Origin of the sequence: Pseudomonas sp. SWI44, assembly GCF_002947915.1 — a bacterium.
GTDB classification, from domain to species: domain Bacteria; phylum Pseudomonadota; class Gammaproteobacteria; order Pseudomonadales; family Pseudomonadaceae; genus Aquipseudomonas; species Aquipseudomonas taiwanensis.
This window is the reverse complement of record NZ_CP026674.1, coordinates 4,508,140-4,531,686: the sequence shown is the minus strand read 5'-3', so window position 1 is coordinate 4,531,686 and position 23,547 is coordinate 4,508,140. Positions and strand designations below refer to the sequence as shown.

The 23,547-nt window shown below is 61.9% G+C and carries 27 protein-coding genes and 2 tRNA genes; 12 read left to right on the top strand and 17 right to left on the bottom strand.

The features are described from left to right. Positions 1–17 precede the first annotated feature (17 nt). Positions 18–974, bottom strand: a complete 957-nt coding sequence (locus tag C4Q26_RS21210; RefSeq protein ID WP_027908173.1) for a sugar ABC transporter substrate-binding protein — start codon at positions 972–974, stop codon at positions 18–20. Between the two features lie 318 nt (positions 975–1,292). On the opposite strand from C4Q26_RS21210, the gene C4Q26_RS21205 reads away from it, so the two are divergent. Both C4Q26_RS21205 and C4Q26_RS21200 read left to right on the top strand, forming a co-directional pair. Continuing rightward, positions 1,293–2,381, top strand: a complete 1,089-nt coding sequence (locus tag C4Q26_RS21205; RefSeq protein WP_023381249.1) for an asparaginase — start codon at positions 1,293–1,295, stop codon at positions 2,379–2,381. Between the two features lie 181 nt (positions 2,382–2,562). Further along, positions 2,563–2,805: a DUF1654 domain-containing protein gene (locus C4Q26_RS21200; protein ID WP_023381250.1), complete on the top strand. Its 243-nt coding sequence runs from the start codon at positions 2,563–2,565 to the stop codon at positions 2,803–2,805. Positions 2,806–2,843: 38 nt separating this feature from the next. On the opposite strand, the gene C4Q26_RS21195 is transcribed toward C4Q26_RS21200, so the two are convergent. The 4 genes from C4Q26_RS21195 to C4Q26_RS21180 all read right to left on the bottom strand — a co-directional run bounded on the left by C4Q26_RS21195 (position 2,844) and on the right by C4Q26_RS21180 (position 4,663). After that, positions 2,844–3,269 carry a hypothetical protein gene (locus C4Q26_RS21195; RefSeq protein ID WP_023381251.1) on the bottom strand — a complete coding sequence of 142 codons (426 nt, stop codon included), beginning with the start codon at positions 3,267–3,269 and terminating at the stop codon, positions 2,844–2,846. Positions 3,270–3,357: 88 nt separating this feature from the next. Next, positions 3,358–3,930: an SPOR domain-containing protein gene (locus C4Q26_RS21190; RefSeq protein ID WP_023381252.1), complete on the bottom strand. Its 573-nt coding sequence runs from the start codon at positions 3,928–3,930 to the stop codon at positions 3,358–3,360. Between the two features lie 141 nt (positions 3,931–4,071). After that, a tRNA-Val gene (locus C4Q26_RS21185) sits at positions 4,072–4,148 on the bottom strand. Positions 4,149–4,586: 438 nt separating this feature from the next. After that, positions 4,587–4,663, bottom strand: a tRNA-Val gene (locus tag C4Q26_RS21180). Positions 4,664–4,864: 201 nt separating this feature from the next. On the opposite strand from C4Q26_RS21180, the gene C4Q26_RS21175 reads away from it, so the two are divergent. Beyond that, a complete protein-coding gene (locus C4Q26_RS21175; protein WP_023381253.1) occupies positions 4,865–6,148 on the top strand; it encodes an FAD-binding oxidoreductase in 1,284 nt (427 codons plus the stop codon). A 78-nt stretch (positions 6,149–6,226) separates the two neighbouring features. Here C4Q26_RS21175 and C4Q26_RS21170 read toward each other — a convergent pair whose 3' ends face one another. Further along, positions 6,227–6,889 carry a peptidase C39 family protein gene (locus C4Q26_RS21170; RefSeq protein WP_023381254.1) on the bottom strand — a complete coding sequence of 221 codons (663 nt, stop codon included), beginning with the start codon at positions 6,887–6,889 and terminating at the stop codon, positions 6,227–6,229. Between the two features lie 213 nt (positions 6,890–7,102). Between C4Q26_RS21170 and C4Q26_RS21165 the strand changes: the two genes are divergently transcribed. After that, the gene (locus C4Q26_RS21165) at positions 7,103–7,282 is read left to right on the top strand and encodes a hypothetical protein (RefSeq protein WP_023381255.1); all 180 of its coding nucleotides are present in this window, start codon (positions 7,103–7,105) and stop codon (positions 7,280–7,282) included. A 48-nt stretch (positions 7,283–7,330) separates the two neighbouring features. Here C4Q26_RS21165 and C4Q26_RS21160 read toward each other — a convergent pair whose 3' ends face one another. Both C4Q26_RS21160 and C4Q26_RS21155 read right to left on the bottom strand, forming a co-directional pair. Beyond that, positions 7,331–8,083, bottom strand: coding sequence for a TerC family protein (locus C4Q26_RS21160; protein WP_023381256.1), 753 nt, complete (start codon positions 8,081–8,083; stop codon positions 7,331–7,333). Positions 8,084–8,107: 24 nt separating this feature from the next. Continuing rightward, positions 8,108–8,347, bottom strand: a complete 240-nt coding sequence (locus tag C4Q26_RS21155) for a hypothetical protein (RefSeq protein WP_023381257.1) — start codon at positions 8,345–8,347, stop codon at positions 8,108–8,110. Positions 8,348–8,482: 135 nt separating this feature from the next. Here C4Q26_RS21155 and nhaR point away from each other — a divergent pair, with 135 nt between their 5' ends. The 3 genes from nhaR to C4Q26_RS21140 all read left to right on the top strand — a co-directional run bounded on the left by nhaR (position 8,483) and on the right by C4Q26_RS21140 (position 11,496). Continuing rightward, on the top strand, positions 8,483–9,376 hold the full coding sequence (nhaR, locus tag C4Q26_RS21150; protein ID WP_023381258.1) for a transcriptional activator NhaR: 894 nt from the start codon (positions 8,483–8,485) through the stop codon (positions 9,374–9,376). A 128-nt stretch (positions 9,377–9,504) separates the two neighbouring features. Beyond that, positions 9,505–10,716 carry a serine/threonine transporter SstT gene (gene sstT, locus C4Q26_RS21145; protein WP_023381259.1) on the top strand — a complete coding sequence of 404 codons (1,212 nt, stop codon included), beginning with the start codon at positions 9,505–9,507 and terminating at the stop codon, positions 10,714–10,716. A 132-nt stretch (positions 10,717–10,848) separates the two neighbouring features. Next, on the top strand, positions 10,849–11,496 hold the full coding sequence (locus C4Q26_RS21140; protein ID WP_023381260.1) for a YceH family protein: 648 nt from the start codon (positions 10,849–10,851) through the stop codon (positions 11,494–11,496). A 5-nt stretch (positions 11,497–11,501) separates the two neighbouring features. Here C4Q26_RS21140 and C4Q26_RS21135 read toward each other — a convergent pair whose 3' ends face one another. The 9 genes from C4Q26_RS21135 to C4Q26_RS21095 form a co-directional block, all read right to left on the bottom strand. Beyond that, on the bottom strand, positions 11,502–11,690 hold the full coding sequence (locus C4Q26_RS21135; RefSeq protein WP_023381261.1) for a hypothetical protein: 189 nt from the start codon (positions 11,688–11,690) through the stop codon (positions 11,502–11,504). A 129-nt stretch (positions 11,691–11,819) separates the two neighbouring features. Continuing rightward, complete coding sequence (gene ahpF, locus C4Q26_RS21130; protein ID WP_104883479.1) at positions 11,820–13,382, bottom strand: alkyl hydroperoxide reductase subunit F; 1,563 nt, start codon at positions 13,380–13,382, stop codon at positions 11,820–11,822. Positions 13,383–13,581: 199 nt separating this feature from the next. Next, complete coding sequence (gene ahpC / locus C4Q26_RS21125; RefSeq protein ID WP_023381267.1) at positions 13,582–14,145, bottom strand: alkyl hydroperoxide reductase subunit C; 564 nt, start codon at positions 14,143–14,145, stop codon at positions 13,582–13,584. A 257-nt stretch (positions 14,146–14,402) separates the two neighbouring features. Continuing rightward, positions 14,403–15,758, bottom strand: a complete 1,356-nt coding sequence (gene gorA / locus C4Q26_RS21120) for a glutathione-disulfide reductase (protein ID WP_027908178.1) — start codon at positions 15,756–15,758, stop codon at positions 14,403–14,405. Positions 15,759–15,855: 97 nt separating this feature from the next. Further along, positions 15,856–16,695, bottom strand: coding sequence for a UTP--glucose-1-phosphate uridylyltransferase GalU (galU, locus tag C4Q26_RS21115; RefSeq protein WP_023381269.1), 840 nt, complete (start codon positions 16,693–16,695; stop codon positions 15,856–15,858). A 49-nt stretch (positions 16,696–16,744) separates the two neighbouring features. After that, positions 16,745–18,106, bottom strand: coding sequence for a UDP-glucose/GDP-mannose dehydrogenase family protein (locus C4Q26_RS21110; RefSeq protein WP_104883478.1), 1,362 nt, complete (start codon positions 18,104–18,106; stop codon positions 16,745–16,747). An 89-nt stretch (positions 18,107–18,195) separates the two neighbouring features. Continuing rightward, on the bottom strand, positions 18,196–19,110 hold the full coding sequence (locus tag C4Q26_RS21105; RefSeq protein ID WP_104881480.1) for a c-type cytochrome: 915 nt from the start codon (positions 19,108–19,110) through the stop codon (positions 18,196–18,198). Continuing rightward, positions 19,107–19,757, bottom strand: coding sequence for a cytochrome c (locus C4Q26_RS21100; RefSeq protein WP_104883477.1), 651 nt, complete (start codon positions 19,755–19,757; stop codon positions 19,107–19,109). Before C4Q26_RS21100 ends, C4Q26_RS21105 begins: the two co-directional genes overlap by 4 nt. A gap of 145 nt (positions 19,758–19,902) precedes the next feature. Next, on the bottom strand, positions 19,903–20,262 hold the full coding sequence (locus tag C4Q26_RS21095) for a hypothetical protein (RefSeq protein WP_104881478.1): 360 nt from the start codon (positions 20,260–20,262) through the stop codon (positions 19,903–19,905). 161 nt (positions 20,263–20,423) lie between these two features. Here C4Q26_RS21095 and C4Q26_RS21090 point away from each other — a divergent pair, with 161 nt between their 5' ends. From C4Q26_RS21090 to modB, 5 genes are all read left to right on the top strand, one after another. Further along, complete coding sequence (locus tag C4Q26_RS21090; RefSeq protein WP_023381274.1) at positions 20,424–20,726, top strand: DUF1883 domain-containing protein; 303 nt, start codon at positions 20,424–20,426, stop codon at positions 20,724–20,726. Positions 20,727–20,733: 7 nt separating this feature from the next. Next, the gene (locus C4Q26_RS28140; protein WP_023381275.1) at positions 20,734–20,904 is read left to right on the top strand and encodes a hypothetical protein; all 171 of its coding nucleotides are present in this window, start codon (positions 20,734–20,736) and stop codon (positions 20,902–20,904) included. A gap of 43 nt (positions 20,905–20,947) precedes the next feature. Further along, on the top strand, positions 20,948–22,021 hold the full coding sequence (locus tag C4Q26_RS21085) for a nitronate monooxygenase family protein (RefSeq protein ID WP_023381276.1): 1,074 nt from the start codon (positions 20,948–20,950) through the stop codon (positions 22,019–22,021). 86 nt (positions 22,022–22,107) lie between these two features. After that, positions 22,108–22,866: a molybdate ABC transporter substrate-binding protein gene (gene modA / locus C4Q26_RS21080; protein WP_023381277.1), complete on the top strand. Its 759-nt coding sequence runs from the start codon at positions 22,108–22,110 to the stop codon at positions 22,864–22,866. After that, on the top strand, positions 22,866–23,546 hold the full coding sequence (gene modB / locus C4Q26_RS21075) for a molybdate ABC transporter permease subunit (RefSeq protein WP_023381278.1): 681 nt from the start codon (positions 22,866–22,868) through the stop codon (positions 23,544–23,546). Before modA ends, modB begins: the two co-directional genes overlap by 1 nt. The last annotated feature ends 1 nt before the right edge of the window (position 23,547 follow it).

Genomic DNA, 23,547 nt, shown 5'->3' with positions numbered 1-23,547 from the left:
ACGTCTCCTGCTGGGGGTCAAGGCTGGGTGATGAGTTGGACCGGGGTCTGGATGACATTGTCAGCATCCACATCCGGTTTCTCGCCCTTGAGCATTTTCAACGCTGCCTGGATGCCATACACCGCTTGCTGGCTGGCGGCCTGGTCGAGGGTGGCGAGAACCCGGCCATCCTTGAGCATCGGCTTGATTGCATTGATGTTGTCATAGCCGACCACCTGCACCTGACCGGTCTTGCCGGCGGCTCGCACAGCCGACACAGCGCCCAGGGCCATGCTGTCGTTGCCCGCAAGCAGCGCCTTGATATCGGGGTATTCGTTGAGCATCGAAGCGGCAACCGCGTTGCCTTTGTCGATCTCCCAGTTGCCGGACTGCACCGAGACGATCTTCACCTGCGCCGCTTCCATGGCGTCCTTGAAACCGGCGGTACGTTGCTGGGCATTGGTGGTGGTAGGCACGCCTTCGATGATACCGACCTGGTCGCCAGCCTTGAGTTTTTCCTTGGCCAGGTAGTCGCCGACCAGGCGAGCGCCCTTGCGGTTATCAGGGCCTACGAAGGGAACGCTGATGCCCTTGCTCTTGAGTACGTCCGGGTCCAGGCGGTTGTCGATGTTCACCACGGTGATGCCAGCATCCATGGCCTTCTTCAACACCGGTACCAATGCCTTGGAATCGGCCGGAGCGATGACCAGGGCCTTGGCGCCAGTGGCGATCATCTGCTCGACGATTCGGATCTGGTTGCCGGTATCGGTTTCATCCTTGATGCCGTTGGCCACCAGTTCGAACTCGCCCGGGTGGTCTTTCTGGTACGCCTTGGCGCCGTCCTCCATGGTGCGGAAGAACTCGTTGGCCAGGGACTTCATCACCAACGCAACCTTGGGCGCATCTTCGGCGTGGGCGGCAGACAGCGGCAGAGCGAGGGAAAGCGTGGAGGCGACAGCGAGGGCCAGCAGACGGCCAGTGAACGGCAGCTTCATGGGGAATGACTCCGAATCTTGTGATTTTTATCGGGTCGCAAACGTTTGCGGTTCCTAACTATGGAAACAAGACCTGCGTTTGTCAAATCCGTTTCGATGCCGGGGTCAAGGCGTGTGCGCGACGGATTATCAGGAATTTTTCCGATAAACCGAACACCTTTTGCTGATTTTGTTCGGAATCCCGAATAAGCGCAGCTACCCAAGCGCCCACACCCCCCGCAGGCGCTGGCTTGCCGGCGATGGGGCAGCTGGTACGAAAACTGCCTCACGTGCAAGGCGACACAGCAAAAATCTCATTAGGAAGAGAGCACAATAATCATGAATGCTGCATTGAAGACCTTCGCCCCCACCGCGCTCGCGCTGCTGCTGGCGCTGCCCGCCACCGTCTCGGCGAAGGAAGCCGAAACTCAACAGAAACTCGCCAACGTAGTGATCCTCGCCACGGGCGGCACCATTGCCGGCGCCGGCGCCAGTGCTGCCAACAGCGCTACCTACCAGGCCGCCAAGCTGGGCGTGGACAAACTCATCGCCGGCGTGCCGGAACTGGCCGGACTGGCCAACGTTCGCGGTGAACAAGTGATGCAGATCGCCTCGGAAAGCATCAGCAACGATGACTTGCTGAAGCTGGGCAAACGCGTCGCCGAACTGGCAGACAGCAAAGATGTCGACGGCATCGTCATCACCCACGGCACCGACACCCTGGAAGAGACCGCGTACTTCCTCAACCTGGTGGAGAAGACCGACAAGCCGATCGTGGTGGTGGGCTCGATGCGCCCAGGCACCGCCATGTCCGCCGATGGCATGCTCAACCTGTACAACGCTGTGGCCGTGGCCAGCGACAAGCAGTCGCGCGGCAAAGGCGTGCTGGTAACCCTGAATGACGAGATTCAATCCGGCCGAGACGTGAGCAAAGCGGTGAACATCAAGACCGAGGCCTTCAAGAGCGCCTGGGGCCCCATGGGCATGGTGGTGGAAGGCAAGTCCTACTGGTTCCGTTTGCCAGCCAAGCGCCACACCGTCAACTCGGAATTCGACATCAAGCAGATCAGCAGCCTGCCCCAGGTGGACATCGCCTACGGCTATGGCAACGTAACCGACACGGCCTACAAGGCACTGGCACAAAACGGCGCCAAGGCATTGATCCATGCCGGCACTGGCAATGGCTCGGTATCGTCGCGAGTGGTACCGGCCCTGCAGCAACTGCGCAAGGACGGCGTACAGATCATTCGCTCTTCCCACGTGAACCAGGGCGGCTTCGTACTGCGCAATGCCGAGCAGCCGGATGACAAGAACGACTGGGTCGTGGCGCATGACCTGAATCCACAGAAGGCGCGGATCCTGGCGATGGTGGCGATGACCAAGACCCAGGACAGCAAGGAACTGCAGCGCATCTTCTGGGAGTATTGATCGCATGATCCCCGCGGGAGCGGCCTACCGGCGCAACGCCGCTCCCGCGGGAATCGCGCCAGCCCGCTGCAAGTCAGCCGCAAACCCTTTGGAAGGCGGCTTGGCGGCGATGAAGCCAGTTGCGAAAATTCTTGTGGTGAAATACTGTACGTACATACAGCAACAACAAGGAAAGCGCTCCATGGCCAGCACCGCCACCGCAACCCCTAGCAGCTACGAACAACTGGGCCTTCGCGTCCAGAAGATCATCAACAATCCTCTCGCCCAGCGCAGCCGTGCCGCCCTGATCTTCCGGCTGGAACATGAGTCGGTGGAGGATTGGGAAACCCTGCTTGAGGAAATCGCCGAGAACGACAATGTCACCCTCGCCCACCGCGATGACGGCGGCGTGCAGATTTTCTGGACTGTGCCCAAGGAAGATTGACCCAGCAGGCACGTCTCGCGTCGGCCTGTGACTGCCATTCACGCCAGTGCCTGCAAGTAGGCACTGGCCTCCCGATAACGCGCCAGGCGCGCCAGGTCGGCAGGGCCCGGGGTGGCAATGCGGGTAAGATCACTGTTATCGGCAAGATCGGCCAGCTTGACCGTGCGGGCCAACGGGTCATCACCCAGGCGCACGACGAAATCCTGGTAGCTTTCGCCTTCACGCCTGCTCAATGCCAGCAAGGCCGCCAGGATCTTCAATGCGAAACCCTCACGGGCGAGGTCCGACAGCGTCAACGGGGTGTCTTCGAGCACATCGTGCAGCACCGCGACAATGCGCTGCTCAGGGGTCGCAACGCGCATCATCACCCGCAACGGGTGGAGAATGTACGCCGCCCCACCCTTATCGAATTGCCCTTCATGCGCCCTGGCGGCCACGACGATGGCCCGTTCCAGCGTAGACATGAGGCCCTCTCCGTTCAGCATCTCCTGTGTCCAAGCATAGCCGGGACCGGCGCGCCATGGCCACCCGCAGACTCGCCTAGCTCGCCGCCTAGCGCTCGACGCCGTGCTGGATGACGATCGAGTCAGTGCCGAGCTTGGCCATGACTTCAGCCTTGCGGGCCTCGGCTTCGGCCTTGGTGGGGAATGGCCCCATCAACACCACCGGCTTGCCATTGCGGTATTCCACCGAAGACGGAATACCCTTCTCGATCAGGCGTGCGGTCATATCGCTCAGTGCGCCCATGTTGGCGCCTTGAATCACTTCGACATCCCAGCCTTCAGGGGCCGGCTGATCGGCCAGGGCTTCGGCGCGGCGCTGCAGCTCCGCGCCACCGCACATTTCGCGGATACGCAAGTTGTTGCCGGTGTCATCGACGATGATTTCGTATTGGCCAGCGTCGCGCTTGATAGCGACGTAGCTGCGGTAGGCTTCGTACTGCCCGGCATCGTCCTTGCCACGCACCTGGCCGCAGATGGTGCCCTGGGTGTCGATCCGCACGTTGCCGAACTTGGCGGTCTTGGGGTTGTGCAGATGTTCGGCCACCTGCTTGTGTACGCCTTCGACCTCGTTCTCACAGCCCGCCAGGGCCAGCACTGCCATTACCACTGCCAGTTTGCGCACGCGTCCACCTCCAGATTCGAAGGGGCGGATTCTAGCATGATGGCCTTGCGCACGGGCCGCGACCATAGGTTACGGGCTGCAACAGCGTGGAAACGCGCAAACGAAAAAGGGCGACCCTATCGGATCGCCCCTCTTCAGATTTGGTAGGCACAATTGGACTCGAACCAACGACCCCCACCATGTCAAGGTGGTGCTCTAACCAACTGAGCTATGTGCCTGTCGTGTGGCGCGCATATTAAGGGGGATGCGCATGGCTGTAAAGCGTTTTTTTCAAAAAAATCAAAAACTTTCGGTTCTGGGGAGTGTTGAGTGGCAGGCCAAGGGGTTGGCGCTCATGCGATCGAGCGCCGCCGGCGCGGCGCATCGCGAGCAAGGCTCGCTCCTACGGTGGTGGCGGGCCAATGTTGTCTGCGGTTGGCGCGCGCGAACGCCTGGCCTGGATGACTCGAGATCGAGCCGTGCAATAACGCGCAACTGTAGGAGCGAGCCTTGCTCGCGATGCGCCGCACAGGCGGCGCCCTTCTGAAGCCCCGCGAGATCTATGGCAGCTGCCCTGCCTCCACCACAGACGAGCACGCATGAACTTTTCTTGCACAAGCAAAAAGGGCGACCCCTTCGGATCGCCCTTCATGTGCCCGGAAGCCGGGACTTTTGTTTGGTAGGCACAATTGGACTCGAACCAACGACCCCCACCATGTCAAGGTGGTGCTCTAACCAACTGAGCTATGTGCCTGTCGATGTGGGCGCATTCTACGCGTTCCGAAACCGGTGTCAACTGTTTTTTTCCCGCTAACCCACTGAATCTTAAAAATATTTAGAGTCCAGGCGCTGGCAATGCGAGTAAAGGATTTTCAACGGACGACTAGCGGGTGTTTATTATTATTGATAGCATCGGTACATTCGTTAAAAATATAAAACACGAGGTTCCTCGAGCATGGCCAATACCCCCTACCCCCAGTCCTACTACGCCGCCTCGGCTAACCCGGTGCCGCCACGTCCGGCGCTGCAGGGTGAGGTGGAAACCGATGTGTGTATCATCGGTGCCGGCTACACCGGCCTGTCCAGCGCGCTGTTCCTGCTGGAAAACGGCTTCAAGGTGAGCATCGTCGAAGCCGCCAAGGTCGGCTTCGGCGCTTCGGGCCGCAACGGCGGCCAGATCGTCAACAGCTACAGCCGCGACATCGATGTCATCGAACGTACCGTCGGCCCCAAGCAAGCACAGTTGCTGGGCCAGATGGCCTTCGAAGGCGGCCGCATCATTCGTGAGCGCGTAGCCAAGTACAACATCCAGTGCGACCTGAAGGACGGTGGTGTTTTCGCCGCCCTCACCGCCAAGCAGATGGGTCACCTGGAATCGCAAAAGCGCCTGTGGGAACGCTTCGGTCACACCCAGCTGGAACTGATGGACCAGAAGCGCATTCGCGAAGTCGTGGCGTGCGACAACTACGTCGGCGGCATGCTGGACATGAGCGGCGGCCACATCCACCCGCTGAACCTGGCCCTGGGCGAAGCCGCCGCGGTCGAGTCGCTGGGCGGCATCATTTATGAGCAAACCCCGGCCGTACGTATCGAACGTGGCGCCAATCCGGTCGTACACACCCCGCAGGGCAAAGTGCGCGCCAAGTTCATCATCGTCGCCGGTAACGCCTACCTGGGTAACCTGGTCCCGGAACTGGCCGCCAAGTCGATGCCATGCGGCACCCAGGTGATCACCACCGAACCGCTGGGCGACGAGCTGGCGCGCACCCTGCTGCCGCAGGACTACTGCGTCGAGGACTGCAACTACCTGCTCGACTACTACCGCTTGACCAGCGACAAGCGCCTGATCTTCGGCGGCGGCGTTGTCTACGGTGCACGTGACCCGGCCAACATCGAAGCGATCATCCGTCCGAAGATGCTCAAGGCGTTCCCGCAACTGAAGAACGTCAAGATCGATTACGCCTGGACCGGCAACTTCCTGCTGACCCTGTCGCGTCTGCCGCAGGTCGGCCGTATCGGCGACAACATCTACTACTCGCAGGGGTGCTCGGGCCATGGCGTGACTTACACCCACCTGGCAGGCAAGGTGCTGGCAGAGGCCCTGCGAGGCCAGGCTGAGCGCTTCGATGCCTTCGCCGGCCTGCCCCACTACCCGTTCCCGGGTGGCCAGATGCTGCGCGTGCCATTCAGCGCCATCGGCGCCTGGTACTACAGCCTGCGCGATCGTCTGGGCTTCTAACGGTTCATCGCCGGCGCACCGGTTCCTACAGGTTTCGCGTAACCCTGTAGGCGCCGGCTTGCCAGCGATCAGGCCACGTTACCTGCCCAGGCTGCTCACCGCCTGCTTGGCTGCAAGCTCCTGGCCTGCCCGAGCCAGTTCATCTGCCGCCTGCAACCAGCGTTGGCGGTCCACTTGGGCCGGCAACTGCCGCGGTGGCTGCACCAGCACCGCCCAGCTCCCCTCCTTGACCCAGGCCGCCTCGAAATCATCGAACGCCATCAACTCCCGGCGATGCATGCCTGAGCGCAGCAGCACCCGTTGTTTGTAACGGTCATAGCCGATCAGCACCGCGTAACGCGGCTCGCCCCACCAGGCCGCACCCTCCTCGTAGCGCAGCAACACCGGATTACCCGCAGCCACCTGCACCAGCAAGGCGTCCAGGCGCTTGTCCAGTGGATAGACGACCATGCCGTAATCCCTGGCAACGCGAGGAATGCCGGTATCCAGCGACTCGGCGGCCTGGGGCAGGTTCAAGGGCTTGTCCAAAAGGCCTGGCGTGATCGGTGCGCCTTGCTGCGAGAGCACCGCCGCCAGGGCCATGGCGCCGCTGTGGTTGGCATTGCCACGGTAGAACGGCACGCTGCTGATTTCGACACGCTGCGGCAAGCCCTTGAGAGCGGCCGGTGGCGCACTGGCACAGCCCGTCAGGCTGACGGCCAGCAGACACGCGGCCAGCCATTTGAAGGATTTTTGCTCCATGGACACTCACTTGTTCCAGCGCCGGACAGGCACGCCCGGCTGTGGTCGTCGATCATAGGTCGGACAGCCTCGCGGGTATAGTCCGACCCACCGTAGGAACGAATCGGACCAAGCAATAGACTTAAGGTCAATGGAACGTCACAGGGCGCGAGCTAGACTAAAGCAGTGTCTGGAAGGCAAAGCCTTGCGCTGGCCCGAGAGAAGGAGGCACCTATGAGCCTGACCATGGCAATTCTCATGCTGGTGGGCATGTGGCTGAGCGTCGCAGCCGCCATGCTGTGGGGTGTACTACGAATCGTGCGGCGTCGTGCCCATCATCACCCTCTGCCGCCGCACACCTTGCCCACGCCACAGCCGGCCCGGCGCGCGCGCCGCCATGCTGGAGCGCACTGACCTGCAGATACGTCGAGGCCCGCTCACCGGCGGGCCTCGGTCCATGCATCAGCCTTCAGCCATCTCACGCTTGACCCGCGCACGGCGAGCCATGATGTTGAGGATCTCGATCAGCGTCGAGAAGGCCATCGCCGCATACACATAACCTTTCGGTACGTGGGCGCCCATGCCCTCGGCGATCAGCGTCATACCGATCATGATCAAGAAGCCCAGCGCAAGCATCACCACGGTCGGGTTGTCGTTGATGAACTTGGCCAACGGGTCGGCTGCCACCAGCATCACGATCACAGCACTGATCACGGCGATGATCATGATTGGCAAGTGTTCGGTCATGCCCACGGCGGTGATGATGCTGTCGACCGAAAACACGATGTCCAGCAGCAGGATCTGCCCGATCGCCGCAGCGAAGCCCAGCGTCACGGTGGAGCCCGCCTTGGCTTCTTCCTTGGCGCCGCGCGGGTCGACGTTCTCGTGAATTTCCTTGGTCGCCTTCCACAACAGGAACAGGCCACCGGCGATGAGGATCATGTCTTTCCACGAGAAGCTATGGCCGAACACATCGATCACCGGCTCGGTGAGCTGGACGATCCAGGCCACGGTGCTCAGCAACGCCAGGCGCATGACCAGGGCCATGCTGATACCGATGCGCCGCGCCTTGGAGCGATACTCCACCGGGAGCTTGTTGGTGAGGATGGAGATGAAGATCAGGTTATCGATACCCAGGACGATCTCCATCGCCACCAGCGTGGCCAGGGCGACCCAGGCGGTTGGGCTTGCGACGAGTTCCAGCAAATATTCCATTTTTCAATCCTGCTCGGGTCTGGGTCAGATGTCCTGGGTCTTTGCGTCGGGCTCGGTGCTCTTGGGCTTGTGCCCTTCGGAGCCGATGGCTTCATGCAGCGCCTGCTGGGCCGCTTCGTTGGTCTTGTCGATGGCTTGCTTGGCCGACTCTGCAGCCTGGTCGAGCATTTGCTGGGCGGATTTCTCGGCCTGATCGCACCCGCTCATGGCAAACAGTGCCAACACCAGCACCAGGGGCGTACCGATGGATTTGAGTTGCAGCATGGGTTCCTCGCTTGTCGAAAACCGGGCGGCGCGCACTGCGCCTGATGGGGTCGCATTCTAAAGAGTGCGATACATCAGAAAAATTCGTATTTTCAGCAGTTATACTTCGGTTTTTACGAATATTGGAAATACCCCGTGCTCAACTATCGCCAGTTGCATTACTTCTGGGCCGTGGCCAAGACCGGCAGCATCGCACGTGCCAGCGAACAGCTGAATCTCACACCCCAGACCATCAGCGGCCAGATCAGCCTGTTCGAGCAGACCTACGGCCTAGAGCTGTTTCAGCGCGTCGGACGCCAGCTGGAACTGACCGAAACCGGCCGCCAGACCCTGGCATACGCCGAGCAGATGTTTCAGATCGGTGGCGAGCTTGAGGCGCTGCTGCGGGCAGGCCCGCAAGAGCAGATCCTGTTCCGTGTCGGCGTGGCGGACGTGGTGCCCAAATCCATCGTCTATCGCCTGCTGGCACCGACCATGGAATTGGACAACGCACTGCGTATCAACTGCCGCGAAGACAAGCTGGAACGGCTATTGGCGGACCTGGCGATCCAGCGTCTGGACCTGGTCATTTCCGACAGCCCGATGCCCAATCACCTGGATATCAAGGGTTACAGCCAGAAGCTGGGGGAATGCGGGCTCAGCTTCTTCGCCACACCGGCATTGGCCCAGCGCCACAAGGGGCCCTTTCCTGCATGCCTGCAGGACGCGCCGCTGCTGATTCCGGGCCAGGAAACGGTGGTGCGCAGTCGCCTGATGCGCTGGTTGAGCGAGCAGCAGGTGCAGCCGCGGGTCATCGGCGAGTTCGATGACAGTGCACTGATGCAGGCCTTCGGGCAGTCGGGTAGCGGTATTTTCGTGGCCCCGAGCGTGATCGCCGATGAAGTATGCCGCCAGTATGGGGTCGAGCTGGTTGGCCAGACCGACGCGGTGCACGAGTCGTTCTACGCGATTTCAGTCGAGCGCAAGGTCAAACACCCTGGGATCGTGGCGATCACCGAAGGCGCGCGGCGAGAGCTTTTTCACTGGTAGAAGGCGCTGCACCCCAGTGCGGCAAACCGACGCGCGGCCGTTATCGCCGGAGCCGGACTGCCGGCGATAACGGCCAAACGGTCTGTGGTAAAGTCGCGCCCTTTCACAATAACGAGATACTGCTTCACATGACCCCTGTTCTTCGCCTACTCAACCGCACCAGCCTGGTGACGCAGATCGTCATCGGCCTGGTTGCCGGTATCGCTCTGGCGCTGCTTGCACCAGCCATCGCCCGCGACCTGGCTTTCCTCGGCAAAGTGTTCGTCAGCGCGCTCAAGGCAGTGGCGCCGGTGCTGGTGTTCATCCTGGTCATGGCTTCGATCGCCAACCACCGGCACGGCCAGGAAACCCACATCCGCCCCATTCTCTGGCTGTACTTGCTGGGCACCTTCGCAGCCGCAGTTGTGGCCGTGGTTGCCAGCATGCTGTTCCCCTCGCAACTGGCATTGAGCACCGGCGAGGCAGCGCTCAGCGCCCCGGGCGGCATCGGCGAAGTGTTGCAGAACCTGCTGCTGAGCGCTGTCGACAACCCGATCAATGCGCTGCTCAACGCCAACTTCATCGGCATTCTGACCTGGGCCATCGGCCTGGGCGTGGCCCTGCGCCATGCCGGCGACACCACCCGTACGGTGGTCGAGGACCTGTCCAATGGCGTGACCCTGATCGTACGCGTGGTGATCCGCTTCGCACCACTGGGCATCTTCGGCCTGGTCAGCTCCACCCTCGCCCAATCGGGGCTGAGCGCCCTGCTCGGCTACCTGCACCTGCTGGCGGTGCTGATCGGCTGCATGCTGTTCGTGGCGTTGGTGATGAACCCGCTGATCGTGTTCTGGAAGATACGCCGCAACCCATACCCGCTGACCTTGCTGTGCCTGCGCGAAAGTGGCATCACGGCGTTCTTCACCCGCAGTTCGGCGGCGAACATTCCGGTGAACCTGGCATTATCCGAGCGTCTTGGCCTGCATGAAGACACCTACTCGGTATCGATTCCGCTGGGTGCGACCATCAACATGGCCGGCGCGGCGATCACCATCACCGTGCTGACCCTGGCAGCGGTACACACCCTGGGAATTCCTGTCGACCTGCCGACCGCCGTGCTGCTGAGCGTGGTCGCGGCCATCTGTGCCTGCGGCGCCTCCGGGGTAGCGGGCGGTTCGCTGCTGCTGATCCCGCTGGCATGCAGCCTGTTCGGCATTCCCAGCGAGATCGCCATGCAGGTGGTGGCGGTCGGCTTCATCATTGGCGTGCTGCAGGATTCAGCCGAGACCGCGCTGAATTCGTCGACCGATGTACTGTTCACGGCTGCCGCGTGCCAAGCAGAAACGCAACGCAGTGCATGAATGACGCTGGGCCGCCATGCGGCCCAGCGCCTACAGGTTCGGTTGATGCTTGGCCGACGATGAAGCCAGTGATTGCCTAAGCCTGGCGCTTTACCTACGCTAGTGGCCCTCCCCCAGTAATGAGACAGGGTCATGTCAGAACACGAAACCGCAGGCGCAGGCCGCTTCAACAGCGTCGAGATCCGAATCCTCGGCTCGTTGATCGAAAAGCAGGCCACCAGCCCGGAAAGCTACCCGCTGACCCTCAACGCCCTGGTTCTGGCGTGCAACCAGAAGACCAGCCGCGAGCCGGTCATGAATCTGACCCAAGGCCAGGTTGGCCAGGCCCTGCGCGCCCTCGAAGGCCAGGACATGACCCGCCTACAGATGGGCAGCCGTGCCGACCGCTGGGAACAGCGCGTGGACAAGGCGCTGGAACTGGTACCGGCACAGCTGATACTGATGGGACTGATGTTCCTGCGCGGCCCGCAGACCCTCAACGAGCTGCTCACGCGCAGCAACCGCCTTCACGACTTCGACGATACCGAGCAGATCCAGCACCAACTCGAGCGTTTGATCTCACGAGGCCTTGCCCTGCACCTGCCGCGCCAGGCTGGCCAGCGCGAAGACCGATACACCCATGCGCTGGGCGACCCGGCGGAAATCGAGGCGATACTCGCCGCACGCCAGCAGGAAGGTGGCGGGCGTGGCAGCGCCAGCAACGTATCGGAAGAGCGGATCGAAGCCCTGGAAGCCCGGATTGCCGCTCTGGAAGCGCGCCTGTCCGAACTTGGCGGGTGATCCGTTCAATTATCCGGTTCGGGGAAGTTGCGACAACTCTTGCGCTCAGCAAGCTCGCGGTCGCTCGGGCGCTGGTCGACGAACACCGTGCGTCCGTCGGCGTAGATTTCCAGATAGCCCCAGTGCAGGTCCTGCTCTTTCTGGCCGGGCTTGGGTGGCACGAGCCACCAGGGTTCGCGGCTGATCAGGGTCATGGCTGAGATTCCTGAGGGTGTCTGCGTTAAATGATAGACACCCTCGTTCACCACGAGCCACATCGCCGACAAGCCGGTTCCTACTGGTCCCTGTAGGAGTCGGCTTGTCGGCGATGTGTCGTTACAGGCTTACGCCGGCGCAGACGTACGGATCAAGTGATCGAAAGCCGCCAGTGAGGCCTTGGCGCCCTCACCTACTGCGATGACGATCTGCTTGTACGCCACTGTGGTCACGTCACCGGCAGCGAAGACGCCGGGGATGTTGGTCGCGCCCTTGGCATCGACGATGATCTCGCCACGCGGCGACAGTTCGACGGTACCCTTGAGCCAGTCAGTGTTCGGCAGCAGGCCGATCTGCACGAAGATGCCTTCCAGCGCCAGCTCGTGCGACTCGTCGGTGCTGCGGTCCTTGTAACGCAGGCCAGTGACTTTCTCGCCGTTGCCCAGCACTTCGGTCGTCAGGGCGCTGGTGATAACCTTGACGTTCGGCAGGCTGTGTAGCTTGCGCTGCAGAACGGCGTCGGCACGCAGCTGGCTGTCGAATTCGATCAGCGTTACCTGGGCAACGATCCCCGCAAGGTCGATGGCCGCTTCAACACCCGAGTTGCCGCCACCGATCACCGCCACACGCTTACCCTTGAACAGCGGGCCGTCGCAGTGCGGGCAGTAGGCCACGCCACGGGCGCGGTACTCCTGCTCGCCCGGCACATTCATTTCGCGCCAGCGGGCGCCGGTGGCCAGGATCACGGTCTTGGCCTTGAGCGAGGCACCGCCTGCCAGGCGTACTTCGTGCAAACCGCCGTCGGTGGCCGGAATCAACGCTTCACCGCGCTGCAGGTTCATGATGTCGACGTCGTACTGCTTGACGTGCTCTTCCAGCGCCGTGGCCAGTTTCGGCCCCTCGGTTTCCTGTACCGAGATGAAGTTCTCGATGGCCAGGGTATCGAGCACCTGACCGCCGAAACGCTCGGCGGCGACACCGGTACGGATGCCTTTGCGGGCGGCATAGATCGCTGCCGAGGCGCCAGCTGGGCCACCGCCGACCACCAGCACGTCGAACGCGTCCTTGGCGTTGATCTTCTCGGCCTGGCGGGCACCTGCATTGGTGTCGATCTTGCCGAGAATCTCTTCCAGGCCCATACGGCCCTGGCCAAACACTTCGCCGTTCAGGTAAATGCTAGGCACCGCCATGATCTTGCGGGCTTCGACTTCATCCTGGAACAGCGCACCGTCGATGGCCACGTGGCGCACGTTCGGGTTGAGTACCGCCATCAAGTTCAGCGCCTGGACCACGTCCGGGCAGTTCTGGCACGACAGCGAGAAGTAGGTTTCGAAAGTGAACTCGCCTTCAAGCGCCTGGATCTGCTCGATCACTTCGGCGCTGGCCTTGGATGGGTGGCCACCGACTTGCAGCAGCGCCAACACCAGCGAGGTGAATTCATGGCCCATTGGGATGCCGGCGAAGCGCAGGCTGATATCGGCACCCGGGCGGTTGAGCGAGAACGAGGGACGACGGGCGTCATCACCATCCGCGCGCAGGGTAATGAGGTTCGACAGGCCGGCAATTTCCACCAGCAGGTCGTGCAATTCGCGGGACTTCGCGCCGTCGTCGAGGGAAGCAACGATCTCGATCGGCTGGGTGACCCGCTCCAGGTAGGTTTTCAGTTGCGATTTAAGCGTGGCGTCCAACATACGGGCGATTCCTTTTTCAAACTTCGGATACAAAAACGCCCAGGCGATGGCGCCCGGGCGTTTGACGGGGCAGTGAGAACTTCAGCTATGGCGGCTGCTCACCGCCCGCGACGGGTGCATGAACCTTTATCCGTTCGAGAAGTGCCAAGCCTGTTTTCGACGCAGCATGGTCGTCGCGCTGGCACTCATCGGGCGAACATTAGATCTTGCCGACCAGGTCCAGGGATGGCGCCAGGGTCGCTTCGCCTTCTTTCCACTTGGCCGGGCAGACTTCGCCTGGGTGGGCAGCCACGTATTGAGCAGCCTTGACCTTGCGCAGCAGTTCGCTGGCGTCGCGACCTACACCACCGTCGTTGATTTCGACGATCTTGATCTGGCCTTCCGGGTTGATCACGAAGGTACCGCGATCAGCCAGGCCAGCTTCTTCGATCAGCACATCGAAGTTGCGGGAGATGACGTGGGTCGGGTCACCGATCAGCGGGTACTTGATCTTGCCGATGGTTTCCGAAGTGTCGTGCCAGGCTTTGTGGGTGAAGTGGGTGTCGGTGGACACGCCGTAGATTTCCACGCCGAGTTTCTTGAACTCTTCGTAGTTGTCAGCAAGGTCACCCAGTTCGGTCGGGCAAACGAAGGTGAAGTCGGCCGGGTAGAAGAACACGACAGACCACTTGCCTTTCAGGTCGGCTTCGCTGACCTGAACGAATTCGCCGTTGTGGAAAGCGGTGGCATTGAACGGTTTGACCTGGCTGTTGATGATAGGCATGAGAGACGCTCCTTCATGGGTTGAAATCAGTTGACGGAGAGAATCCTAACCGCTCATCCCCATAAAGGCTCATTGGCAAAGCTCATGCTTGCGATTGGTTTTGGCTATAACCGAGGTTTATTAATAGAAGGGATTGCGCTGAGCAAAGGATTGCGCGATACGCCGCGTGGGCCGTGGGAGCAGGTTCACCGCGAGCACCGGCAAAGCCGGTGCCCAACACTGCGTCGAAGGCTGCGTGGGGAACCCGCTCTAACACGTCAGCGCGTGGCGGTACGCAAGGTCACGAACTCTTCGGCCGCCGTCGGGTGCACGCCGATAGTCTCGTCGAATTGCTGCTTGGTAGCCCCGGCCTTGAGCGCAATACCCAGGCCCTGGATGATCTCGCCTGCATCCGGCCCGACCATGTGGCACCCCAGCACTTTGTCGGTCTCGGCGTCCACCACCAGCTTCATCAGGGTTTTTTCCTGGATGTCGGTCAGGGTCAGCTTCATCGCCCGGAAGCGGCTCTCGAAGATTTGCACCTTGTGCCCGGCCGCCAGGGCCTGTTCCTCGGTAAGGCCCACCGTACCAATCGGCGGCTGGCTGAACACTGCGGTAGGAATGTTCTGGTAATCCACTGGGCGATACTGCTCAGGCTTGAACAACCGCCGGGCCACGGCCATGCCTTCGGCCAATGCTACCGGGGTCAGCTGGACGCGGCCGATCACATCGCCAATCGCCAACACCGAGGGTTCGGTGGTCTGGTACTGCTCGTCAACCCGGATGTAGCCACGTGGATCCAGCTCCACACCGGTATTCTCCAAGCCCAGGTTGTCCAGCATCGGGCGACGTCCGGTGGCATAGAACACGCAGTCGGTGAGCAGCTCGCGACCATCCTTGAGCGTGGCCTTGAGGCTGCCATCCTCCAGCTTGTCGATGCGCTGGATGTCGGCATTGAACTGCAGGTTCAAGCCGCGCTTTTCCAGCTCCTCCTTGAGGTGGGTCCGCACCGATCCATCGAAGCCCCGCAGGAACAGATCGCCCCGGTACAGCAGCGTGGTATCGGCGCCAAGGCCCTGGAAGATCCCGGCAAATTCGACCGCGATGTAGCCGCCGCCAACCACCAGAACGCGGCGCGGCAGGTCCTTGAGGTAGAAGGCCTCGTTGGAAGTGATGGCCAGCTCCTTGCCCGGAATGTCCGGCACCTGCGGCCAGCCGCCCGTGGCAATGAGGATGTGCTCGGCGCTGTAGCGCTGGCCTTCCACTTCCACCTCGTGGGCACCGGTCATGCGCGCATGCCCTTGCAACAGGTTCACGCCACTGTTGACCAGCAGATTGCGGTAGATGCCGTTGAGCCGCTCGATTTCACGGTTCTTGTTGGCGATCAGCGTGCCCCAGTCGAAATGGCCTTCTTCCAGCGTCCAGCCGAAGCCGGCAGCCTGTTCCAACTCATCGGCCACGTGGGCGCCATACACCAGCAGTTTTTTCGGCACACAGCCGACGTTGACACACGTACCGCCCAGATAGCGGCTCTCGGCCACCGCCACTTTCGCGCCGAAGCCTGCAGCGAAACGCGCGGCACGCACACCGCCGGAACCGGCGCCAATCACGAACAGATCAAAATCGTAGGCCATGTATTCAGTCTCCTTGGCTGGCGTCCAGCATACCCCCGTTGGCCGCCGCAAACAAAAAAGCCACCCCGGAGGGTGGCTTCTGGACCTGCCAGGCTTATCAGTAAGCCTTGCCAGTCTTGTAGTAGTTCTCGAAGCAGAAGTTGGTCGCGTCGATGTAGCCTTCGGCGCCACCGCAGTCGAAACGCTTGCCCTTGAACTTGTACGCAATCACGCAGCCATTCTGCGCCTGCTGCATCAGGGCGTCGGTGATCTGAATCTCGCCACCTTTGCCAGGCTCGGTGTTGGCGATGATGTCGAAGATGTCCGGCGTCAGGATGTAGCGACCGATGATCGCCAGGTTCGACGGCGCGTCTTCGGGCTTGGGCTTCTCGACCATGTTGGTGACACGGAAGATGTCGTCGCGAATCATGTCACCAGCGATGACACCGTACTTGTTGGTTTCCTGCGGATCGACTTCCTGGATGGCGACGATCGAGCAACGGAACTGGTTGTACAGCTTGACCATCTGGGTCAGAACGCCGTCACCTTCCGGGTTGACGCACAGGTCGTCGGCCAGCACCACGGCGAACGGCTCGTCGCCGATCAGCGGACGGCCGGTGAGAATCGCATGGCCCAGGCCCTTCATCTCGGTCTGACGGGTGTAGGAGAACGAGCACTCATCCAGCAGGCGACGGATACCGACCAGGTACTTTTCCTTGTCGGTGCCCTTGATCTGGTTTTCCAGCTCGTAGCTGATGTCGAAGTGGTCTTCCAGGGCGCGCTTGCCACGGCCAGTGACGATGGAGATCTCGGTCAGGCCGGCGTCCAGGGCCTCCTCGACGCCATACTGGATCAGTGGCTTGTTGACCACCGGCAGCATTTCCTTGGGCATGGCTTTTGTAGCAGGCAGGAAGCGGGTGCCGTAGCCGGCGGCCGGGAACAAGCATTTTTTGATCATATACGTCCTTAAACAAAGGCAAGGCCTGTTGGAATTCGGCGCAGTCTAATCAGGCGGCAGTCACCTTACAATGCCCCGCCTGTGGCCGACCGATGCCATGATAGAGATAACCCAGTGTAGATAGTTCCAGCGGATCGTAAATATTACGCCCATCGAACACTACCGGCATGCGCATCAAGCCCCGTACGCGGGGGAAGTCCGGCTGTCGGAACTGCTTCCATTCGGTCACCAGAACCAGCGCATCCGCCCCTTCGACACAGGCGTACGGGTCATCGTGCAGACGTAACTGGCCGCAGGCTACGGCCCACGGGTAGCGCTCGGCAACCGCCGACAGCGCTACCGGATCGCAGGCCTGGATCCGCGTGCCCGAGGCCAGCAGGGCATCCAGCAACACCAGGCTTGGGGCTTCGCGCAAATCGTCGGTGCCTGGTTTGAATGCCATCCCCCAAAGCGCTACCACCCGCCCTCGCAGGAAGCCACCGAAGTGCTGGTGCAACGCACTGTACAGCAGGGTTTTCTGCTGTTCGTTGCGGGCCTGCACCGCCTGAAGGATTGCGCACGGGTAACCTTGCTGCTCGGCGGTATGAATCAGCGCACGCACATCCTTGGGGAAGCATGAGCCGCCGTAGCCGCAACCCGCGTAGATGAAATGGCTGCCGATGCGCCGGTCGCTGCCGATGCCACGGCGTACCTGTTCGATGTCCACGCCCAGGCAGGCGCACAGGCCGGCCAGTTCGTTAACGAACGAGATCTTGGTCGCCAGGAACGCATTGGCTGCGTACTTGGTGAGCTCGGCGGCGCGCGGCGTCATTATCAATATGCGCTCATGGTTGCGCACGAACGGCGCGTACAGGCGCTGCAACAACTGGCGGGCGGACTCACTGTCACTGCCGATGACGATACGGTCCGGGCGCATGAAGTCGTCCAGGGCGCTGCCCTCCTTGAGAAACTCCGGATTGCTGGCCACCTCGACGGCAAAGCCCGCACGACGCTCACGCAAACCCAGCGCAATCTGCGCGGCCACACGCTCGGCAGTGCCCACCGGCACCGTCGACTTGTTCACCACCAGGCAAGGGCGTCGCAGGTGCCGACCCAGGCTGTCCGCCACTGCCAGGACATGCTGCAGGTCAGCCGAGCCGTCCTCCTGGCTAGGCGTGCCGACCGCGATGAACACCACGTCGGCCCGGGCCAAGGCCTGCTGCCAGTCGTCGCTGAATCTCAACTGGCCGCGGCTCAGGCCGCTCTTGAGCAGCACCTCCAGACCGGGCTCGTGAATGGGGCAATGTCCCTGGCGCAACTGCGCCAAGCGCTGCTGGTCGCGTTCCAGGCACACCACCCGGTTACCCATCTCGGCAAAACAGGCCGCCGTCACCAGGCCCACATACCCCGCTCCGATCACACAAAGCTCCATGGCCGCGCTCCTTCGACATGAACGCAGCCATTGCTACCTGTCGGTGGTTACAGTGCCGTGATACAGGTGTGACAGGACGGGGATGCGCCTCAGCTACCGGTGCCTTGCCCAATCAGCACACCGTCCACCTTCTGCCCATACAGGTTGACCCCATCATTGGCGTGGAACTTGACCCGCGTCTTCTCCACCGAGCCCTCGATCAAACGTGGATCCTGTGGCCGTTCGTGCCGGTTGACCCAGGCCGCTACGTCCCAGGCCTGCTGATCGCTCAGGCTGCCGGGTTTGCCCAAGGGCATGTTGTATTTGATGAAGGAGGCCGCCGTGTTGATCCGATGCATGCCGGCACCCCAGTTGTAGGAATCCTTGCCCCAGAGCGGCGGCATGACATACTCGCCCGCCACTTTCTGGCCCTCTCCGTTATTGCCGTGGCAGATCGCGCACTGTTCGCGGTAGACCTGCTGGCCTCGGGTGAAGTCATAGCCGCCCTTGGGTTGCGGCACCTCGGGGTAACCACGCCCGGCGATCTCGACGCCGGTTGGCGCCTTGCTCGACAGCCAGTAGGAATACACCGAAAGCGCCGTCATCTGTGGGCTGTCGGCCGCTGGCGGTGTACCGTTCATGCTGAACTGGAAACACCCCTGGATGCGTTCGGCATAGGTGTTGACCTTGTCGTTTTTCTTGCGATAAGCCGGATACATCGGGTAGGCGCCCCACATTGGCGCAGAGTGGGCCAGACGGCCCTGATCGAGGTGGCAGTTGCTGCAGTTCATGCCATTGCCCACGGCTTCGGGCATCAGCCTGCGGGTATCGACGAACAGTGCATGTCCCTCGCGTACCATCTTGCCGAAGGCGTTGTCCGGCAGTGTGCTTTCCGAAGGCGGGACGAACTGTGGCGAGGACTGGGCGTCGGGCACCTTCAGTTGCGACTGGTCTTCCATGGCAACAGGGGCGGCGTGGGCGTTGCACATGACCAGCAGCAACGCGATTGGCATCAATGGTCTCATGGCTTGACCTCCTGGCGAGCTGGACGGGCGAAGAACTCAGCGATAGCCGTGACCTCGTCATCGGTCATGGCCTTGGCCACACCGACCATCAGCTGGTTGGGGTCATTGCTGCGACTGCCGTCGCGCCAGGCGTTGAGTTGCGCGGCCAGATAACCGGCCGGTTGCCCAGCCAAGGGCGGGAAATGTTCGCCAACCCCACTGCCCCCTGGGCCATGGCACTGCACGCAACCGGGGATCTGCCGACGCCAGTCACCGTAAAGCGCCAGGCGGGTAACGCTGTCGTTGGCGATCTGCTGGCGACGCAGTTCTGGGGAAGGGTCGCCGGGCAGGCCAGCCAGGTAGGTGCTGACCGCCTCGATCTCGGCCTCGGTCAACGCTTTGGCCAGGGGTTCCATGACTGGCTGCTTGCGGCTGCCGGCGCGCCAGTCATGCAGTTGCTTGCTCAGATAACCGGCGGGCAGCCCGGCCAGACGCGGGAACCCAGCAGCGGCAATGCCCTTGCCGTCTGCACCATGGCAGCCCAGGCAGGCCATGGCGGCGGGATTGGCCCCACCCTGGGTGAAGACTTTCTGGCCATCGGCGGCATGCGCCGCGGGCCAGGCCAGGATCAGCAGGCTGCCGATCACGACGCGACTCAACGGGGTCATCACGAATCTCCATTTCTTTTGTTATAAGCTTAGGCTTAAAAAACATAAGCAAATGGATACTAGCCCTGCAGGGAAAGTCGCAACAACGCCCAGGCCGACCAGAGGATGGCAATTAGCCTGCTAACCGCGTTTTACTTGAGCCAGGTCAACTGCCGGAGATGCATTGCGTCGCTGCCGTGCGCACGTCACCCAGGCGCAACGGGAAGTTGTTGAGGCGCTCGCGCAACTTGATGCTGCTGCCGCTGCCACGCTTGTCGATATCGACCAACGCCGCCGGGCCGACACCGGCCGAGAGCTTCTGCGGCACGATCAGGCGCAGGCCGTCGCCATGCGCTTCCTCGGCCAGGGGGTCTCGGCTGTCTGCCAGCTTGTGCTTGACGCAATCAGCATACTCACGGGGTGTCTTGCCAGAAATGACATCCAACGTCTCGTGCGATTGCTCCAGTTCCGTCACACTGACACAACCACCGAGTGCCAAGGTCAACGCCGCCACCAACCACTTCATCTACTGCACCTCTGCCATCAGGAACCGCGTTGGACAACGGCCAGGCGGTTTTGCTCCCTGCTTTGGCAGATTTATCTGCAGCCCGACCATCGAGCACGGCAGCGCCGCCCGCCATCGTGGTATTGTTCGCGTTTGCAGAATTACACCTTGCGGGGCCCCCCATGAAATTCATTCACCAGCGCGAGCACCTCAACGAAGACGACATCGTGGTCATCGAGTGTTCCCAGCGCTGCAATATTCGCCTGATGAACGACGCCAATTTCCGCAGTTTCAAGAACGGCGGCCGCCACACCTACCATGGTGGCCACTTCGAGCGTTTCCCGGCCAAGATCACCGTACCCAGCACCGGTTTCTGGAATATCACCCTCGATACCGTGACCTCACGCCCGATCTCGGTGACGCGCAAGCCGACCTTCACTCACAAGATCAAGATCATTCGCCGCTCGTCGTCGAAACTCGGATAAGGCTGCCATGACCCAGACCATCAAATACGTCATCAAGTACAAGCTCGACGGCCAGCGCCGCTGGGACTTCGCCCTGATGCCCGACAACTCCCAGGAGCAAGCCCTGGAAGCCCTGCGCAAGATCCATGGTGACGACGCAGACAAGATCAGCGACATTCAAGTCAGCAAGGCACTCTGAGGCCTGAACCCAGCCCCCATCGCACACTCGCAAGGAGAGCCCCATGAGCCACTGGCCCGACCGTCGTATCCTCGATCTGCTGGGCATCCGGTTGCCCATTCTCCAGGCACCGATGGCCGGGGCTTCAGGCTCGGCCATGGCGATCGCGGTGGGCAAGGCCGGTGGTTTGGGTGCCCTGCCCTGTGCCATGCTCACCGAGGAGCAGCTACGGCGTGAGATCGAGACGTTTCGCGCAGCCTGCCAGGGCCCGTTGAACCTCAATTTCTTCTGCCACCAACCACCGGTGCCAGATGCGCAGCAGGCCGCTCGCTGGAAGCAGGCGCTCAAGCCCTATTACGACGAACTGGGCGTCGACTTCGAGGCACCGACCCCCGTGTCAAACCGTGCCCCGTTCGATGAACAGAGCTGCAAGCTGATCGAGCAGTTGCACCCCGAGGTGGTCAGCTTCCACTTCGGCTTGCCAGCGCCCGAGCTGCTGCAACGGGTCAAGGCCAGCGGTGCCAAGGTACTGTCCAGCGCCACCACTGTCGAAGAAGCGGTATGGCTGCAGGCCCATGGTTGCGATGCGATCATTGCCATGGGCTATGAAGCAGGCGGCCATCGCGGCATGTTCCTGACCGACGACATCAACAGTCAGATCGGCACCTTCGCCCTGGTACCGCAGATCGCCGATGCGGTGCAGGTACCCGTGATCGCCGCCGGCGGCATCGGTGATCACCGTGGCCTGGTCGCTGCACTGGCCCTGGGTGCGTCCGCCGTACAGATCGGCACCGCCTACCTGTTCAGCCCTGAAGCCAAGGTGTCCCCGGCCCATCGCCATGCCCTGGACAACGCGCCGGCCAGCGACACCGCGCTGACCAACCTGTTCACCGGGCGCCCTGCCCGAGGCATCAACAACCGCATCATGCGCGAGCTGGGCGCCATGAGCGAACTGGCCCCACGCTTCCCCCTGGCAGGCGGTGCGCTGATGCCGTTGCGGGCAGTCAGCGACCCACGAGGCGCCAGCGACTTCAGCAACCTGTGGTCAGGGCAGGCCTTGCGGCTGGGCAGGCCGATGCCGGCCGAGCAGTTGACCCGCGAGATCGCCGAGAAGGCACTGGCGCTGATTACCCGCTGAATCCCCCAACACGCCGGCCTCTTCCACGCGAACAGTTTATCGCTATATAGTTCAGGCTATAACGATAACCCTCTGGAGCCGTCTTCATGCGTATCCGCCTGTCCCACCTGGCTGTCACCGCCCTGGCCAGCCTGGTCTCACTCAACAGTGCCTGGGCCGATGAGGTCCAGGTGGCGGTGGCAGCCAACTTCACCGCGCCTATCCAGGCCATCGCCAAAGACTTCGAGAAGGACACCGGGCACAAGCTGGTCGCCGCCTACGGGGCGACTGGCCAGTTCTACGCCCAGATCAAGAACGGCGCACCTTTCGACGTGTTTCTGTCGGCCGACGACAGCACACCGGCCAAACTCGAACACGAACAGGAAATCGTCCCAGGCTCGCGTTTCACCTACGCCGTGGGCACCCTGGCACTGTGGTCGGCCAAGGAAGGCTACGTGGACGCCGAGGGTGAAGTGCTGAAGAAGAACGACTTCAAGCACCTGTCCATCGCCAACCCCAAGACCGCGCCTTATGGCCTGGCCGCCACACAGGTGCTGGACAGGCTGGGGCTCAAAGAAGCCACCCAGAGCAAGATCGTCGAGGGCCAGAACATCACCCAGGCCTTCCAGTTCGTCTCCACCGGCAACGCCGAACTGGGTTTCGTCGCGCTGTCGCAAATCTACAAGGACGGCAAGGTGAGCAACGGTTCGGCGTGGATCGTACCGTCCAACCTGCACGCTCCGATCCGTCAGGACGCGGTGATTCTCAAAAAAGGCAAGGACAACGCAGCCGCCAAGGCGCTGGTCGCGTACCTGAAGGGCCCGAAGGCAGCAGCGGTGATCAAGTCCTACGGATATGAAATCTGATGCCACTGGACGCCAGTGACCTGGGTGCCCTCTGGCTGACCGTCAAACTGGCCAGCCTGACCACCTTGATTCTGCTGATCCTAGGCACCCCCATCGCCTGGTGGCTGGCGCGCACGAGCTCGTGGCTGCGCGGGCCGGTAGGCGCCGTGGTGGCACTGCCCCTGGTATTGCCACCCACGGTCATTGGCTTCTACCTGCTGATTGCCCTCGGTCCGCACGGCTGGGTCGGCCAGGCTACTCAGGCGCTTGGCCTGGGCAGCGTGGTGTTCAGCTTCAGCGGGCTGGTCATCGGCTCGGTGGTGTACTCCATGCCGTTCGTGGTGCAGCCGTTGCAGAACGCCTTCAGCGCCATAGGCCAGCGCCCGCTGGAAGTGGCCGCCACTCTGCGTGCCAGCCCTTGGGACACCTTCGTGCACGTTGTGCTGCCGCTGGCACGCCCTGGCTTCGTCACCGCCACTATCCTCGGCTTCGCCCATACCGTCGGCGAGTTTGGCGTGGTGCTGATGATCGGCGGCAATATTCCGGACAAGACCCGCGTGGTCTCCGTTCAGATCTTCGATCACGTCGAAGCCATGGCCTATTCGCAAGCGCACTGGCTGGCCGGGACCATGCTGGTATTCTCTTTCCTCGTGCTGCTCTTGCTGTACGCCGGGCGCCGCAGCAAAGCGGGCTGGAGCTGAC